This is a genomic window from Geodermatophilus sp. URMC 62 (assembly GCF_052931475.1).
On record NZ_JBRFHY010000001.1, the window covers coordinates 2,572,605 to 2,588,514 of the forward strand.

The following is a 15,910-nucleotide window of genomic DNA, read 5'->3' on the forward strand; positions in this document are numbered from 1 at the left end:
CCTCGTGACCGTTCGTCGCACGTACGTCCTCGACACCTCCGTCCTGCTCTCCGACCCCGGCGCGCTGCTGCGCTTCGGCGACGCCGACGTGGTGCTCCCGCTCGTGGTGATCGGGGAGCTCGAGGACAAGCGGCACCACCCCGAGCTGGGCTGGTTCGCGCGGCAGGCACTGCGCATCCTCGACGAGCTGCGGGTGGCGCACGGCCGGCTCGACGCGCCGGTGCCGGTGGGGGAGGACGGCGGCACCGTGCACGTGGAGCTCAACCACAGCGACCCGGGCGTGCTGCCGGCCGGCTTCCGCTCAGACGGCAACGACAGCCGGATCATGGTGGTGGCGCTCAACCTGCGCGCCGAGGGCCGCGACGTCTGCCTGGTCACCAAGGACGTGCCGCTGCGGGTCAAGGCCGCCGCCGTCGGCCTGGCCACCGACGAGTACCGCGTGCACGACGCCGTCGACGCCGGCTGGACCGGTCTGGCCGAGCTCTCGGTCGACGACGCCGAGATCGACGGCCTCTACGACGGCGGGCAGGCCTTCGTGCCGGCCGCCGCCGACCTGCCGGCGCACACCGGGCTGGTGCTGCTGTCCTCGCGCGGGTCGGCGCTGGGCCGGGTGATGCCGGACAAGCAGGTGAAGCTGGTGCGCGGCGACCGCGAGGCGTTCGGGCTGCACGGGCGCTCGGCGGAGCAGCGGATCGCGCTGGACCTGCTGCTCGACCCGGAGATCGGCATCGTCTCCCTCGGCGGGCGGGCCGGCACCGGCAAGTCGGCGCTGGCGCTGTGCGCGGGCCTGGAGTCGGTGATGGAGCGGCGGGCGCACGCGAAGGTCGTCGTCTTCCGGCCGCTGTACGCCGTCGGCGGGCAGGAGCTCGGGTACCTGCCCGGCAGCGAGGGCGACAAGATGTCGCCCTGGGCGCAGGCGGTCTACGACACCCTCGGCGCGCTGGTCTCCAGGGACGTGCTCGACGAGATCGCCTCCCGGGAGCTGATCGAGGTGCTGCCGCTGACCCACATCCGCGGGCGGTCGCTGCACGACTCGTTCGTGATCGTCGACGAGGCACAGTCGCTGGAGCGCGGCGTGCTGCTGACCGTGCTGTCGCGGCTGGGCTCGGGCTCGCGGGTGGTGCTCACCCACGACGTCGCCCAGCGGGACAACCTGCGGGTCGGCCGGCACGACGGCGTCGCCGCGGTGGTCGAGCAGCTCAAGGGCCACCCGCTGTTCGCGCACGTGACGCTGACCCGCTCCGAGCGCTCGCCGATCGCCGCGCTGGTCACCGAGATGCTGGAGGACCTCTCCCTCTGACCGCCGGCCGCCGGCCGCCGGGGCGCCGTTGCCGGTGTTCCTCGTGCTGTGCGGGTGCTGCAGGACCGGCACCGCGCGAGGAACACCGGCATTGGTCAGGCCCCGCGCCGTCGGCGAGCGCGGAGGGCCCGGCCGATCCGCTCGGCCAGCACCGCGTCGCGGTCGAGGTCATGCCAGGTCCACCGCACGACGCCCCAGTCCTCGGCGCGCATGGCGTCCTCCCGACGCTTCTCCGCGAAGACGACGTCACCCGGCTCCTGACCCGGCTCGAGCAGCCGGCCGTACTTCACGCGCCCGTCGAACTCCCCGAGCACCCGCTCGGCCTCCCACGCGAAGTCGGCCCGACCCAGCAGGAGCCCCTCGGGGGTGTGGACCCGGTGCTGCAGTGCGCTGGGAGGCACGCCCAGCCGGTGCAGCAGGACCCGGCTGCGGCTCTCCCCGACGCTCTCGCTCCGGCCGTCGGCGAAGGACACGGCGCGGGCGGCCCTGCGGCTGCCACGGGTGCCGACCATGCGCGCGAGTCGCTCGGAGAGCTCATCCCGGCCTGCCGGTCTGCGGGCCAGGACGTCGTCGAGCAGGACCACGGCGACCTCGAACGGCAGGCAGCGGGCGAGGTCGAGTGCCGTCCGCGCCAGGTCGGTGACGGGGAGCCCGCCGAGCACGACGACCTCGTCGTCCGCGAGACGCGCGACGTGGCACCGCAGGGTGCGGGTGACGTCGCTGGACGCGGGTGGTCGGCGGGTGACGTGCACCTGGCCCAGCCGGAGCCCCCAGGTCGGGAGGCCGTGCAGGACGGCGGCGGACTCGTGACTGACCACGGCGTCTCGGCGCAGGCCGGCGACGGTCGCCCGCACCAGGAGCCGGTACCGGTCGGTGACCGCAGGCGGCAGGTGCCCGTCGACGTAGGCGCCGCGACGCACCCGCGACAGGTCGCCGGCACGGCGTGCGCGAGCCAGCTCGTCGTCGCTCCAGCCGGCGGAGACGAGGGCTCGACGCAGCACGGGTGGCGGCAGCTCCCAGGGGTCCACGCGCCGACCGTCGCGCGACCTGCGTCTGGCCGGCACGTCCGGAGCAGGGCGGTGGAGACGTGCACTCCCTGTGGAAAGCCGCACTGCCGGTGTTCCTCGTGCTGGGCGGGTGCTGCAGGACCGGCAGTGCGCGAGGAACACCGGCAGTGAAGACCCCAGGAGCGGTCAGGACGTCGGGGTGGGGTCCTGGTCCGGGGTGGCCGACCCCGGTCCGGCGTCGGGCGGCCGGGATGGCGTCGCGGCGAACCGCAGCAGCGCCACCGCGCCCCAGCCCGCGAGCAGGCACCACGGCAACCGGACGGCGACCTCGTCGGCGGAGAAGTCGCCGCGCAGGCCGAGGGCGAGCACCAGCAGGGCGAGCACGAGCCCCACAGCGAGGACGTCCCAGCGCAGCGGGCTCATGCCCCCGGGTCCTCCAGCCGCTCGCACAGCAGGGAGGCCCAGCGGTGCGCGGTCGCCCGCGTGCCGTCGAGGAGGGCCACGGGCACCGCCGTCCGGCCCAGCACGGCGGCGGGGTCGGCGGTCAGGTCGGTGTCCTGGACGACGAGCGCGTCGACGCGGGGGAGGGCGTCCAGCCACGGGCCGACGTCCTCGGGCTTGCGGGTCGCCTCGACCACGGCCCACACGGCCGTCGGGGAGAAGATCGCCATGACCTGCTCGAGCCAGGTGCGGCCACCGGCACGCATCGGGGCGTCGACGGCGACGACGGTCGGCGTCCCGGCGCGGCCGGCGTCCTGCTTGCGCTCGATCGCGGTGTCGACCGAGGTGATCCGGCTGCCCTCGGCGGCCAGGGCGGCGAGGTCGCCGCGGGTGGCCCACTGCAGCCGGTCGGCGTCCAGGCGCATCGAGACGGCCAGCGAGCGGGCCGCGGCCAGCGTCTCGACGCCGGGGCCGACCACCAGCAGCACCTCGCCGGCACCCCCCGGGGCCGCCGGCGCCGCGGGCAGCGCCGCACCCAGCGCGCGGGTGAGGGCGGCGTAGGTGCCGTGCGCGGCGACCTCGGCGGTGAAGCCGGCGCCGATGAGCTCCTCGGGCAGGCCGAGCGCGCGCAGCCGGGCGACGGTGCCGGCGGCCTCGACCATCCGCGGGTCGATCAGGTCGCGGCCCGACGGGCCGGCCTGCTCGCGCACGGACGGGACGACGACGCGGCCGGAGGACCAGCCGCGGGCGGCGCGGGCGTCGACCGGCAGCCGGGTCACCGTGGCCAGACCCGGGGCCGGCCGGGGCGCGGCCACCCGCGCGACGGCCTGGCCGGGCACGGGCGGCAGCCGCCGCGCCGGCGGGACGGGCGGGCGGCCCAGCAGCGGCGGCACCGCCAGCTGGGCGCCCGGGCCGGGCGGGGGCAGCAGCGACAGCGGGGGCAGGACGGCGGTGGCGTCGAGCGGCAGCGGTGCCGGGTCGCTCGCCGTCGGGGCGAGGGCCAGCGGCTCGGCCGCGGTCGCGACCTCCCACTCGTCGGACTCGGCCGAGGCGTCGACCCAGGCCGGCTCCCGGTCGACGCGGCGCGAGCTCGCGGGGACCGGCGGGCGGCCGCGGTGCACGCCGCCCTGGGTGGACGCGCTGGGGAGGACGCCGCGGAGGATGTCGGTGAGCGCGTCGTCGGGGGTGTCGTGGGCGAGCGCGGCGCGCAGCACCTCGGCGATGGCCTCCTCGCGCCCGGTGGCCGGCCCGGCCGACAGGTCCTCGGCGGCCCACTCAGGGGCGACCGGCTGCGGCGCGGGGACCTCGATCGGCTCCACGACGACGGCCGGCAGCACGTCGGTGGCCGGCTCGTCGGCGACGGTGACCTCGGGGACGGCACGGCTCTGGACGGTGGCGACGACGCTGCCGGCGGCGGTCTCGGCGATGGTCTCGGCGATGGTCTCGGCGATGGTCTCGGCGATGGTCTCGGCGATGGTCTCGGCGGCGGTCTCGGCGGCGGTCTCGATCGGCTGCTCGTCCTGGACGGGGTCGCCCAGGAGCTCGGCCAGGAGGGACTCGTCGTCGGCGTCCTCGTCGGCGATCTCGTGGGCGGTGCGCTCGTCGGCCGCAGCCGGCTCGGGCGCCTCATCGACGGGCGCCTCATCGACGGGGGTCGTGGCGACGGCGGGCGCGGCGGCGGCCGGCCGGGGCGCGACCGGCCGCGTGGGCGCCGACGCGCGGACGACCGGGACCGGCTCGGCCCACATGTCCACCTCGGGCGCGACGGCGGGGGCCTCGGTCACGGGCGCCTCGACCACCGGGGCCTCGACCACCGGGGCCTCGACCACCGGGGCCTCGACCACCGGGGCCTTGACGGCGGGGGCCTCGACGACCGGGGCCGGGGCGGGCTGCTCGGCCACCGGGACCGGGGCAGGAGTCGGTGCGGCGGCCGGGACGGGCTCGGCGACCTCGACCGGCGGGGGGACGGCGGCCGGCGCGGGGGCCGGTGCGACAGCCGGAGCGGGTGCCGACGCGGCGACCGCGGCCAGCGCGGCCGCCAGTGGCATCGCGGGAGCCGCCGGTGCGGGGGCCGACGTCCGCACGACCGACGGGGCAGCGGGCTCCTCGACCAGGGCGGCGCCGGAGCGCAGCGCGGCAGCGGCGGAGGCGGCCGCCGCCGAGGCGACGGCGTCGTCGACGGCTTCGCGGACCTCGCGGTCCCCGGCGACGACCTGCGCCAGCGCGGCGGTGAACAGCGAGGGACCCGCGGCGTCGTCGGCCGGCGTCACCGGCGGACGCACCGGCGCGCGACCGGGGCGGCGCGCGGCGGCGGCCGCCGTCCGCCCGGACGCGGCCGGGGCGGCGACCGCAGGGGCGTCCGCGACGGCGGCCCAGCCGCCGGTGGCGGCCCGCGACGAACCGGCAGTCCGGCCAGCACCGGCAGGGACGGCGGCGGCAGGGACGGCGGCGGGACGGGCAGCGGCGGGACGCCGGGCGGCCGTGGGGAACGCGGCTCGGGAGTAGAGGTCCACCTCGGGCTGGTCGCCGTCCGTGCCGAACAGGCCGGCCAGCTCCGCGACCGGGTCGGGCAGCTCGGCGGCGCGGCCGGCCGGACGGGACGCGGCCGGCCGGGGAGCCGGGCGGGCCGCGGCGGGACGGGGAGCCGCCCGTCGCGGCCCGGACAGCGGCCGGATGTCGGAGTCGGCCAGCGGGCCGGCGTCGCGGCTCAGCGCGGCCTCGATCCGGCGGGCCGACTCCGACAGCGGAGCCGGGTCGCGACGGGGAGCCCCGTGCGCGGCGGCCCGGCGGTGGACCGCGGGCGCCGGCTCGACGTCCTCCACCTCGGCGACGTAGCGCTCGGTGGCGAAGAAGCCCAGCACCCCGCCGGAGCGGATGCGGCGGATGCCGGTGATCCGCACCGCGTGGCCGTAGCGCTCGCGCGCCGCGGCGACGGCCGCCTCGGGCGTGGGCGCCTCAACGGATGGCAACGGCACCGTTCACCACTCCCAGTGACTCGATCTGTGCCGTCCGGGAGACCTCCGAGTAGGAGATCACCGGAAGGCGGGGCAGGACCTGGCGCATCAGGCGGGACAGCGCGGCCCGGACCTGGGGAGAGCAGACGAGCACGGGCGCCAGGCCGTGGCTCTCGGCGTCCTCGAGCAGCCCGCTGCAGCCGGTGACCAGCGCGTCGACCGAGCCGGCGTCGAGCGCCAGCACCTGCCCGCCGTCGCTCTGGCGCACCGCCTCGAGCAGCCGCTGCTCGAACGCCGGCTCCAGCGTGAGCACGTGCAGCCGCTCGTCGGGGGTGACGTAGGGGTGGCTGATCGCCGAGCCGAGCGCCGACCGCACCGCCTCGACCAGGCCGTCGACGTCGGTGGACACCTTCGCCCGGACCGACAGCGCCTCGAAGATGCGCACCAGGTCGCGGATGGAGACGTTCTCGGCCAGCAGCGCGTGCAGCACCCGCTGGACCTCGCCGAGGGTGAGCAGCGACGGGGTGAGCTCCTCGACGACGACCGGGTGAGAGCGGCGCACCATCTCCACCAGCAGCCGCACGTCCTCGCGACCGAGCAGCTCGGCGGCGTTCTGGCGGACCACCTCGGCCAGGTGGGTGGTGATGACCGAGGAGCGGTCGACGACGGTCGCGCCGGCCATCTCCGCCTGCCGCTGCAGCTCGACCGGCACCCACTTGGCGGGCAGGCCGAACACCGGCTCGCGGGTGGGCCGGCCGGGCAGCCCGTCGAGGGAGTCGCCGATGGCCAGCACGGTGCCGGCGGGAGAGGAGCCCTTCGCGGCCGGGACGCCGTTGAGCCAGATGACGTACTGCGACGCCGGCAGGTCGAGGTTGTCGCGGGTGCGGACCAGCGGGATGACCAGGCCGGTCTCCATCGCGACCTTCCGGCGCAGCGCCTTGACCCGGTCGAGCAGGTCCCCGCCGCGGTTGGTGTCGACCAGGTCGACCAGGTCGAAGGCCACCTCGAGCTCGAGCGGGTCGACCCGCATCTTCTCGGCGATCGCCTCGGGGGAGTCCGGGGCCGGCTCGTCGGACGTGGCCGGGGTGGCGGCCTCGTCGTCCTCGGGCTGGGCCTCCTTCATCCGCGCGGCCATGACGAGGAAGAACCCGCCGATGACCAGGAACGGCAGCTTGGGCAGGCCCGGGATGAGGCACAGCGCCAGGGCCGCGCCGCCGGCGATGCGCACCGGCTGCTTGAACCGGCCGAGCTGGGCGAGCAGGTCGCTGCCCATGTCGCCCTCGGTGGCCGAGCGGGTGACGATGATGCCGGTCGCGGTGGACAGCAGCAGCGCCGGAATCTGCGAGACCAGGCCGTCGCCGACGGTCAGCAGGGAGTAGGTGGAGACGGCGTCGGCGGGGGCCATGCCCTTGCTCATGACGCCGATGGCGAAGCCGCCGATCAGGTTGATCAGCGTGACGATGATGCCGGCGATCGCGTCGCCCTTGACGAACTTCGACGCGCCGTCCATCGAGCCGTAGAAGTCGGCCTCGGCGGTGACCTCGCTGCGGCGCTTGCGGGCCTGCTTCTCGTTGATCAGTCCGGCGTTGAGGTCGGCGTCGATCGCCATCTGCTTGCCGGGCATGGCGTCGAGGGTGAAGCGGGCGCCGACCTCGGCCACGCGCCCGGCACCGTTGGTGATGACGACGAACTGGATGATCGTGAGGATCACGAAGATCACCAGGCCGACGACCAGCGAGCCGCCGATGACGAAGTGCCCGAAGGCCTCGATGACCTTGCCGGCGTAGCCGTCGGTGAGCACCAGCCGGGTCGAGGAGACGTTGAGCGCCAGCCGGAACAGCGTCGCGATGAGGATCAGCGACGGGAAGACCGCGAAGTCCAGCGGGCGCCTGATCTGCATCGACACCAGCAGGATCAGCAGCGACGCGGTGACGTTGAAGCCCAGCAGCATGTCCAGCACGGCGGCCGGCAGCGGCACGACCAGCATCAGGACGATGGCGACCACGCCGATCGGCACGGCGGCCTTCGTCATCCCTCGCACGGGTCCTGCATCGGCAGGTCCAGTCGAGCGCGGCACCGCTCCGGTCGCAGCGCGCCCCACGCGCCCCACCCACCCCAGGAGTGCAGGCACGGGAGGCGATCCCCACGTCCCGGGCGTCCCGGACGTGGGGAGAGCTCCCTGTGCCTCGGTCGGTCAGGAGGCGATCGGCACCCGCCTGCGGCCGGCCTTCGGCAGCCCGGCGACGTCGGGGGCCTCGAAGCCGGGCCGGTGGAAGCCGCCGCGCACCCCCCGGTTGCCCAGCTGCAGAACGAAGGCCAGCACCCGGGCCACGGCCGTGAACAGCTGCGGGGGCACCTCCTGGCCGATCTCGCAGGAGGCGTGCAGGGCGCGCGCCAGCGGCACGTCCTGCACCAGCGGCACCCACGCCTCGGCGGCCTTCTCGCGGAGCGTCGCGGCGATCTCGTCGGCGCCCTTGGCCACCACCCGGGGCGCGCCGCGCTCGGGCTCGTACTTGAGGGCGACCGCGACGTGGGTCGGGTTGACCAGCAGGACGTCGGCGGTGGCGACGTCGCTCATCATCCGGTTGCGCGCCATGGCCAGCGCGGCCGCGCGGCGCTGGGCCTTGACGTGCGGGTCGCCCTCGGACTGCTTGTGCTCCTGCTGGATCTCGTACTTGCTCATCTTCAGCTTCTTCATGATCTGCATGCGCACGATCACGTAGTCGGCGATCGCGATGACCAGGCCGGTGACGGCGACGACGCGGAACATGAGGACGGCGCTGCTGGTGAAGCCGGCGACCACCGCCGACAGCGGCAGCGCGCCCGACGCCGACACCAGCGCCTGCGCCCGGGAGCTGGTGACGACGACGACCGTGCCCAGCGCCGCGGTCTTCAGGACCGCCTTCACCGCCTCCCAGAGGCCGTGTGTGCCGAACATGCGCTTCATCCCGGGCAGCGGGTTGAGCTTCTGCAGCGTCGGCTTCATGCCCTTGGCCGACACGGTGACCCCGCCCTGGGCCGCCGAGGCCAGCGCGCCGACGAGCATCAGGCCGATCGCGGTGGGCAGCAGCGTGCCGAGGAACGCCGACAGCGCCTGACCGAGCAGCGCCGAGAGCGCCTCTGGCTCCGGGTGCTCGGCCACCGAGCCGATCTGCACGAACAGCCGGCCCACCGCGTCGAACGCGTTGCCGACCAGCATCGGCAGCAGCGCGCTGGCCACCGCCACGCCCGCCCAGGTGCCCAGCTCCTGGGTCCGCGGGATCTGCCCGTCCTTGCGCGCCTTCTTGATGCGCTGGGGAGTGGGCTTCTCGGTCTTCTCACCACCCGGGCCGTCCTTGGCCACCCGCCCTCACCCGCTCCGGAACCCGACGACCGCGCGGGTGGCCTGCTCGAGCAGGGCGTCGAGGGCCGGCGGCAGCAGCGGGAAGGTCAGCCCGAGCAGGGCGAGGGTCAGCATGATCTTGACCGGGAAGCCGATCGCGAAGATGTTCAGCGCCGGGGCGGCCCGCGACAGCAGCGCCAGGGCGACGTCGGCCAGCAGCAGCACCGCCACCATCGGCCCGGCGATCTGCAGCGCGGCCAGGAACATCATCGAGAACGCCGTCATGACCACGGAGGCCACCGACTCGGCCGGGAACCCGCCGGACACCGGCAGCCCCTCGTAGGAGGTGGCGAACCCGCGCACGATGAGCAGGTGCCCGCTGCTGGTGAACAGCAGCGTCGTCGCCAGCAGGGAGTGCAGCTTGCCGACGACGGAGTTCATCGTCATGGCCAGCGGGTCGTAGGCCGGCTGCAGCGTGAACCCGCCGGTGACGTCGAGCAGCTCGCCGGCGAACTGCACGGCGGTGAAGAACAGCTGGACGACGAAGCCCAGGGCCGCGCCGATCGCGACCTCGCTGACCGCGGTGACGACGAGGAAGCCCGTCGTCGGCTCGGGCAGCCCGGGCGCCACGCGGTCGACCAGGGCGACCGCCAGGGCGAGGGCCAGCGCCCCCTTGACCGGCGCCGGGACGGCGCGGGTGTTGAACGGCGGGGCCAGCAGGACGAAGCCGGCCGCCCGCGCCGTGGCCAGCAGCAGCGCCGCGAGGGTGACCGCCGGGACCTCGAGGTCCATGCCGGTCAGGTCCGCCCGAGCAGCCGCGGCAGCGAGTCGAACAGGGTCTGGGTGAAGCTGACCAGCTCCGCGAGGACCCAGTTGCCCGTGACCAGCAGCGCGATGGCGACCGCGATCATCTTCGGCACGAAGGACAGCGTCGGTTCCTGGATCTGGGTCGCCGCCTGGAACAGCGAGATCAGGAAGCCGACCAGCAGCGCCGTCAGCAGGACGGGGGCGGCGACCTTGGCGGCCACCATCATCGTCTGGACGGCGATCTCGGTGACGTCGGCGTCGCTCACGACGACTCCTCGCTGGCGCTCGTCGCCGTCGTTCGCGGCGCTGCCGTGCTCACGCGTGAGCTCGCGAGCTCGCTCACGTGTAGCTCCCCACCAGCGCGGTGGTGATGAGCGCCCAGCCGTCGACGACCACGAACAGCAGCAGCTTGAACGGCAGCGACACGATCGACGGCGGCACCATCATCATGCCCATCGCCATGAGCGCGGCGCTGACCAGCATGTCCAGCACCAGGAACGGGATGAACACGACCAGCCCGATGATGAAGGCGGTCTTGAGCTCGGAGAGCACGAACGCCGGCACCAGCGTCGTCATGGTCACCGCCGAGCGGTCCTCGGGCTGCTCCTCATCCGACAGGCCGACCATGAGCTCGAGCTCGTCGTCGCGGGTGTTGTCGAGCAGGAACTCCTTGAGCGGCACCACGCCGGCGTCGTAGGCCTGCGAGACGGTCATCGTCACGTCCATGTAGGGCTGGACAGCGACCTCGTTGACGTCGCTGATGACCGGGCCCATCACGAACAGCGTGAGGAACAGCGCGATGCCGGTGAGCACCGAGTTCGGCGGGGAGGACTGCAGCCCCAGCGCGTTGCGGGTCAGCGACAGGACGACGGCGATCTTGGTGAACGAGGTGCACAGCAGCAGCACCGACGGCGCCACCGACAGCACGGTGACCGCCAGGATCAGGGTGATCGGGGTGCTCGGGCTGCCGTTGCCGACGGAGATGTCCACGCCGCCGTCGACGGCGGGCACCGTCGGTGCGGTCGGCGCGGTGGGCGCGGTCGGGGCGGCCGCGGCGGGCCCGGCCAGCAGCACGCCGGCGACGGCGCAGCCGAGGAGGGCCAGCAGCAGGACGGCGACCCGGCGGGGCAACCCGCGGGCGGCGGCGGGGGAGGGGCGCATCAGCGGCGGACCGTCCGGTCGCGCAGCTGCGTGACGAAGCCCGCCCAGCCGTTGCGGTCGAGGACCGAGCCGGCCAGCGCGCCGCCCACCCGCCCGCCGGGACGGGCGGCCGGCAGCGGCTCGCCGTCCGCACCGGCCGGCGAGGTGGCCGCGCGCTCGGCGAGCGTCGCCTCCACGGCGTCGCCGTCGAGCTCGGCCAGCAGGGTCACCTGCTCCTCGGTGGCGCCGACGACGAGCACGCGGTCGGCGATGCGCACCACGTTCACGGTGCTGGTGCGGCCCAGGCGCTGGCGGGCGACGACGTCGACCATGCCGCCGGACTGCCCGAGCCCGCGCTTCTGCGCCAGCCGGGCGGCGAACCACAGCACGCCGCCGACGAAGGCCAGCGACAGCAGCAGCCGGATGACCATCCACGTCATGACGTCGCCTGCCCGAGCTCGGTGGCGGCGTCGGTGACGATCTCGCGGATCCGCAGGCCGAAGTCCTCGTCGACGACGACGACCTCGCCGCGGGCGATGAGGGTGCCGTTGACCAGCAGGTCGGCCGGGGCGCTGGCGGCGCGGTCGAGCTCGACCACCTCGCCGGGGTGCAGGGAGAGCAGCTCGCCCACGGTCATCCGGGTGCGGCCGATCTCGACGGTGACCTCCATGGCCACGTGGCGCAGCAGGTCGAGGCTGCCGCGCTGCGTGCGCGCCGCCGTCGGCAGCGTCACCTGCAGGGCGAGGGTCGCCTGGTGGTCGTCGCCGGCGACGAGCGGGACGGCGACGAACATCCCCTTGTCCCGCAGCCCGTCGAGGGCGGTGACCGGGTCCTCGGTCCGCTCGGCGTCGACCCGGACCCGGCCGAGGGTGGCCGCGGCCGCCTCCAGCGCCGGGCGCAGCGCCGTGGCGACGTCCATCGGGCCGACGGGGGAGTTGTCCAGCGCCTCGACGACCTCGGCGGAGAGCACCAGGACGACGTCGCCGGTGACCTCGCCGGAGAGCCGGGCGCCGACCGCGGCGGCCGCGGACGGCGGCATCGGCACCGCGTCGGGGTCGGTCACCGCGGCGCCCGGGGCCAGCTCGGTGCTGGCCGGCACGAGGACGGCCGCGGCGCGCGCGGCGGCGACCACGACGGCGGTGATGGTCTCCGACGCCTGCGAGTGGGCCTGGGTGGGGTCGAGCGTGGCGGTCATGCGGGGTCCTTCGCGGCCGACGGGGTGGGGACGATGGCGGCGGCCAGCCGACGCCGGTGGTTGCTGGCGATCGCGTGGGCGAACGTGACGTCGTTCGTGGTGACCTCCAGCGGGGCGTCGCGCGGGTGGCGCAGCAGCAGGACGTCACCGACGGCGAGGGAGAGTAGGTCCTCGGAGGAGACCTCCAGCGGCGTGAACCGCACGCTGACGTCCACCGGCACCAGCTCCAGGCGCTCGGCCAGGGCCTCCGCGGCGCGCTGCCGCTCCCGCTGCGCGGACTCCGACAGCTGCGGCGAGGCGGCGTTGTTCAGGGCCTGCGCGAAGGAGGAGAACGGCAGCACCAGCGAGGCGTCGCCCTCGCGGGTGCCGATCGACATGGTCAGGCGGGCGACCATCACCGTGTCGGAGCCTGCGGCGGCCTGGGCGAGCGCCGGGTCGTACTCGATCCCGTCGGACTCCGGCTGCAGCTCGACGACGTGGGCGAAGGCCGCGGTGAACTCCTGCAGCAGCCGGGTGAGCAGCTGCTCGGTGATGGTGGTCTCCATCGCCGTCATCGGCCGCTCGGGCTGCTGGGCGGCCCCCGAGCCGCCCAGCATGTGGTCGACGCTGGCCATCGCGATGTCGAGCGGGTAGGCTAGCAGGCCCTTGCCGGCGAGCGGCTCGAGGGTGAACGTCGACAGGAAGCTCGGCTTGGGCAGCGTGGCGACGTAGTCGTCGTAGGAGTGCTGCTCGATGCCGAGCAGCTCCATCCGGGCGCCGGTGCGCAGCAGCGTGGTGAGGACCGTCGTCGCCTGGCGGGCGAAGGCCTCCAGGGCGATCTGCAGCACCCGGACGTGCTCACGGGAGAGCTTGGTCGGGCGGCGGAAATCGTAGGTGCGGGGCGCACCACGCCGGCTGCGGCCGCCCACGGCCGGCGACTGCGGACCGGGCCCGGGGGGCGCGGTGTCGGGGCGGGTCACGGTCCCCTCATCGGCGGGGCCCGAACGTGAACTGACCGGCGGCGCGGTGCGCCGCCGGTCAGCCGGGGAGGGTGTGACGCGTGGTGCGCCGGGGTGCCACTGGGGTGTGGCCGGTGGGGCCTGGGGTTACTGGGTGACGTACTCGGTGAGGTAGACGCCCATGACCATCTCGACGCCCTCGTCGGTGTAGGCCTCGACGATCTGGTGCTCGAGGGACTCCTTGAGCGCCTCGCGGGCGCCGGTGACGTCGGCCGGCTGGGCCTGCGAGTAGGTGGAGATGAGGAGGTCGAGGGCCTTGGACCCGTCGACCCCGCCGCCGCCGTGACCGCCGGAGGCGGCGTCCTCGGTCGTCTGCAGGCTGATGCCGATCTTGAGGTACCCGCCGCCGGCCAGGTTGACCGTCACCGGATCGAGCGCGAGCACCTCTCCGGCGACCGGCTCCTCGGCCGCTGCCTCGCCGCTGCCCGCGAACAGGAAGAAGTAGGCGCCGGCGCCGGCTGCGACCAGCAGCGCGGCCAGGACGACGAGCAGCTTCTTCTTGCCGCCGCCCGCGGCCTCCTCGCCCTCGGTGGGGGCGTCCTTCGCCTTGCTCTTGGTGCTCACTCGTGGGTGCCTTCCTGTGCGGGCGCGGCCGGTGCGGCGGCGGCCTGAGCGGGGGCGTCGAGGCCGGGTAGCAGCTCGGTGGCCTCGGCGGAGGCGTTCGACACCACGACGATGTCGACGCGGCGGTTGACGGTGACGGCGGTCGGGTCGGTCCTCGGCACCAGCGGGCGGGTGTCGGAGTAGCCCGTGCCGGACAGCCGGTCCTGCGGGATGCCGGCGGCGGCCAGGTACCGGACGACGGTGGTCGCCCGGTAGGCCGACAGCTCCCAGTTCGACGGCCACCGCCCGCCGGGGGTGACCGGGAGGTGGTTGGCGTGCCCCTCGACGCCGATCCGGTTGGACAGCCCCGCCAGCGTCGGGGCGACCGCGTCGAGGATGTCGCGGCCCTGCGGCCGCAGGTCGGCCTCCTCGGGACCGAAGAGGACGGGGTCGGACACGATGTGCACGACCAGGCCGCGCTCGTCGATCTCGTAGCGGGCCGTGTCGGCGTACCCGGCCGCGGCGAGTGCGGCGTCGATGGCGTCGCGCGCGGCGGCCAGCTCGTCGTACTCGGCCTTCGCCTCGGCGGCCACCCGCGCGGCCTCCTGCGCGGCGGCCTGGGCGGCCGCGGCGTCGACCGACTCCTGCGCGGCCGGGGCCGGCGGGATCTGCACGTCGACGGCGGCGTCGAGGGAGTCCAGGACCGAGGCATCCGGGTTGCTCGCGGACCCCTGCATGGCGCTGACCGGGGCGCCGAAGGCCTCGGACATGCCGCTGGCGAGGGCCGCGAACTTCTGCTCGTCCACCTTGCTCATCGCGAAGAGCACCACGAACAGCACGAACAGCAGGGTCATCATGTCGAAGGCGGACACCAGCCACCGTTCGTGGTTCTCGTGCTCCTCGTGCTCCTCGTGCTTCTTGCCGTGACGGCGGCCGTGACCGGTGCTCACCAGGTCACGCCGCTTCCTTGGCCAGGGAGCTCGGCGGCACGAGGGAGGTCAGCTTGAGCCGGACGGCGCGGGGGCTGGTGCCGGCCTGGATCTCGGTGATGCCCTCGACGAGCAGCTCCATCTGCGCGGCCTGCAGCTCGCTGACCCGGAGGATCTTGGCGCCCATCGGCAGGAACCAGAAGTTGGCCGCCATGACGCCCCAGAGCGTGGCGATGAACGCCGCGGAGACCATCGGGCCGAGCGTCTCCGGGGTGTTCAGGTTGGCCATCACGTTCATCAGGCCGACGATGCAGCCCAGGATGCCGATGGTCGGCGCGTAGCCGCCCATGGCGTTCATGAACTTGGCGGCGACCTTGTCCTCGGCCTTCTTGGCGGCGATCTCGCTCTCCAGGACCGCGCGCAGCTCCTCGGGGTCGGTGCCGTCGATGCCCATCTGCAGGCCCCGCTTGAGGAACGGGTCCTCGAGCTGCTTGACCTGCGACTCGAGCGCGAGGAGGCCCTCCTTGCGGGCCTTCTCCGCGAGGGTCACCAGCGTCTGGATCTGCTCGGTCGGCGGCGGCACCTTGGCCGGCACCAAGGCCATCTTGAACCACTTCGGCAGGTTCTTGAGGTCGTCCAGCGTCTGGCTGGCCGCCGCCGCACCGAAGGTCGCGATGATGACCAGGACGATCGCCGGCAGGAAGATCAGCGCTGTCGGGGCGACGCCCTCGAGGGTCATGAAGACCAGCAGGGCGATGACGGAGACGGCGAACCCGATCAGGGTGGCGGGGTCCACGGGTCAGCGCTCCTCGCGGGCCGGGAAGGGCACGACGGAGGCGCGTGGCGCGTCGTCGGCGGGCTGGTCGGGGGTGCGGTAGGTGCCGCGGTCCATCGCGTAGGCGGTGGCGAGGATGCTGGCCCGGTACTCGCGGATCTCGTCGAGCACGTCCTCGACGTTCTCCTGGACGATGTACTTGGTGCCGTCGACGAGGAACAGGACGGTGTCGGGATGGCCCTCGACCCGCTCGATGAGGTCGGGGTTGAGCGCGAAGTGCTCCCCGTTCAGGCGCGTCACACGGATCACGGGTGGGTCCTCTTGCTCGGTGGGCGGGGGCGGCCGCGGTGGTGCGGTGGCGGTTGCACAGACCATCGGCCCGGCGCCCGGGCGGCTTGAGCCGAACCGGGCCGGCCGCCTCCCCCGCGCGGGTGACACGGCACCGCGTTCCCGCACGTCACACGCGTCCCGCGGGCGGGGAGGCGGGGTCGCTCCCCCG

At 74.6% G+C, this 15,910-nt stretch carries 16 protein-coding genes; 1 reads left to right on the forward strand and 15 read right to left on the reverse strand.

Going from position 1 to position 15,910, the window contains the following annotated elements; genetic code table 11:
- The first annotated feature begins 4 nt into the window (after positions 1 to 4).
- Complete coding sequence (locus tag ACU616_RS12385; protein WP_446758763.1) at positions 5 to 1,300, forward strand: PhoH family protein; 1,296 nt, start codon at positions 5 to 7, stop codon at positions 1,298 to 1,300.
- Between the two features lie 95 nt (positions 1,301 to 1,395).
- On the opposite strand, the gene ACU616_RS12390 is transcribed toward ACU616_RS12385, so the two are convergent.
- The 15 genes from ACU616_RS12390 to ACU616_RS12460 all read right to left on the reverse strand — a co-directional run bounded on the left by ACU616_RS12390 (position 1,396) and on the right by ACU616_RS12460 (position 15,720).
- Positions 1,396 to 2,328 (reverse strand): type IV toxin-antitoxin system AbiEi family antitoxin domain-containing protein, encoded by a 933-nt coding sequence (locus tag ACU616_RS12390; RefSeq protein ID WP_446758764.1) that lies wholly within the window; start codon positions 2,326 to 2,328, stop codon positions 1,396 to 1,398.
- A 165-nt stretch (positions 2,329 to 2,493) separates the two neighbouring features.
- Entirely contained in the window at positions 2,494 to 2,730 is a 237-nt protein-coding gene (locus ACU616_RS12395) for a hypothetical protein (RefSeq protein WP_446758765.1), read from the reverse strand.
- On the reverse strand, positions 2,727 to 5,723 hold the full coding sequence (locus ACU616_RS12400) for a hypothetical protein (protein ID WP_446758766.1): 2,997 nt from the start codon (positions 5,721 to 5,723) through the stop codon (positions 2,727 to 2,729). The genes ACU616_RS12395 and ACU616_RS12400 overlap by 4 nt, the downstream gene beginning before the upstream one ends.
- Positions 5,704 to 7,734, reverse strand: coding sequence for a flagellar biosynthesis protein FlhA (gene flhA, locus ACU616_RS12405; RefSeq protein ID WP_446758767.1), 2,031 nt, complete (start codon positions 7,732 to 7,734; stop codon positions 5,704 to 5,706). The genes ACU616_RS12400 and flhA overlap by 20 nt, the downstream gene beginning before the upstream one ends.
- Before the next feature lie 162 nt (positions 7,735 to 7,896).
- On the reverse strand, positions 7,897 to 9,045 hold the full coding sequence (locus tag ACU616_RS12410) for an EscU/YscU/HrcU family type III secretion system export apparatus switch protein (RefSeq protein ID WP_446758768.1): 1,149 nt from the start codon (positions 9,043 to 9,045) through the stop codon (positions 7,897 to 7,899).
- 6 nt (positions 9,046 to 9,051) lie between these two features.
- Positions 9,052 to 9,816: a flagellar biosynthetic protein FliR gene (fliR, locus tag ACU616_RS12415; RefSeq protein WP_446758769.1), complete on the reverse strand. Its 765-nt coding sequence runs from the start codon at positions 9,814 to 9,816 to the stop codon at positions 9,052 to 9,054.
- Between the two features lie 5 nt (positions 9,817 to 9,821).
- On the reverse strand, positions 9,822 to 10,097 hold the full coding sequence (fliQ, locus tag ACU616_RS12420) for a flagellar biosynthesis protein FliQ (RefSeq protein WP_446758770.1): 276 nt from the start codon (positions 10,095 to 10,097) through the stop codon (positions 9,822 to 9,824).
- A 73-nt stretch (positions 10,098 to 10,170) separates the two neighbouring features.
- Complete coding sequence (gene fliP / locus ACU616_RS12425) at positions 10,171 to 10,992, reverse strand: flagellar type III secretion system pore protein FliP (RefSeq protein WP_446758771.1); 822 nt, start codon at positions 10,990 to 10,992, stop codon at positions 10,171 to 10,173.
- Positions 10,992 to 11,411 carry a FliO/MopB family protein gene (locus ACU616_RS12430; protein ID WP_446758772.1) on the reverse strand — a complete coding sequence of 140 codons (420 nt, stop codon included), beginning with the start codon at positions 11,409 to 11,411 and terminating at the stop codon, positions 10,992 to 10,994. Before ACU616_RS12430 ends, fliP begins: the two co-directional genes overlap by 1 nt.
- Positions 11,408 to 12,166, reverse strand: a complete 759-nt coding sequence (gene fliN, locus ACU616_RS12435) for a flagellar motor switch protein FliN (RefSeq protein ID WP_446758773.1) — start codon at positions 12,164 to 12,166, stop codon at positions 11,408 to 11,410. Before fliN ends, ACU616_RS12430 begins: the two co-directional genes overlap by 4 nt.
- Positions 12,163 to 13,125 carry a flagellar motor switch protein FliM gene (locus ACU616_RS12440; protein WP_446758774.1) on the reverse strand — a complete coding sequence of 321 codons (963 nt, stop codon included), beginning with the start codon at positions 13,123 to 13,125 and terminating at the stop codon, positions 12,163 to 12,165. Before ACU616_RS12440 ends, fliN begins: the two co-directional genes overlap by 4 nt.
- Positions 13,126 to 13,251: 126 nt before the next feature.
- Positions 13,252 to 13,728, reverse strand: a complete 477-nt coding sequence (locus ACU616_RS12445; RefSeq protein ID WP_446758775.1) for a flagellar basal body-associated FliL family protein — start codon at positions 13,726 to 13,728, stop codon at positions 13,252 to 13,254.
- Positions 13,725 to 14,657 carry a flagellar motor protein MotB gene (locus tag ACU616_RS12450; RefSeq protein ID WP_446758776.1) on the reverse strand — a complete coding sequence of 311 codons (933 nt, stop codon included), beginning with the start codon at positions 14,655 to 14,657 and terminating at the stop codon, positions 13,725 to 13,727. The genes ACU616_RS12445 and ACU616_RS12450 overlap by 4 nt, the downstream gene beginning before the upstream one ends.
- A 4-nt stretch (positions 14,658 to 14,661) precedes the next feature.
- Entirely contained in the window at positions 14,662 to 15,432 is a 771-nt protein-coding gene (locus tag ACU616_RS12455; RefSeq protein ID WP_446758777.1) for a motility protein A, read from the reverse strand.
- Between the two features lie 3 nt (positions 15,433 to 15,435).
- On the reverse strand, positions 15,436 to 15,720 hold the full coding sequence (locus tag ACU616_RS12460; RefSeq protein WP_446758778.1) for a flagellar FlbD family protein: 285 nt from the start codon (positions 15,718 to 15,720) through the stop codon (positions 15,436 to 15,438).
- Positions 15,721 to 15,910 lie beyond the last annotated feature (190 nt).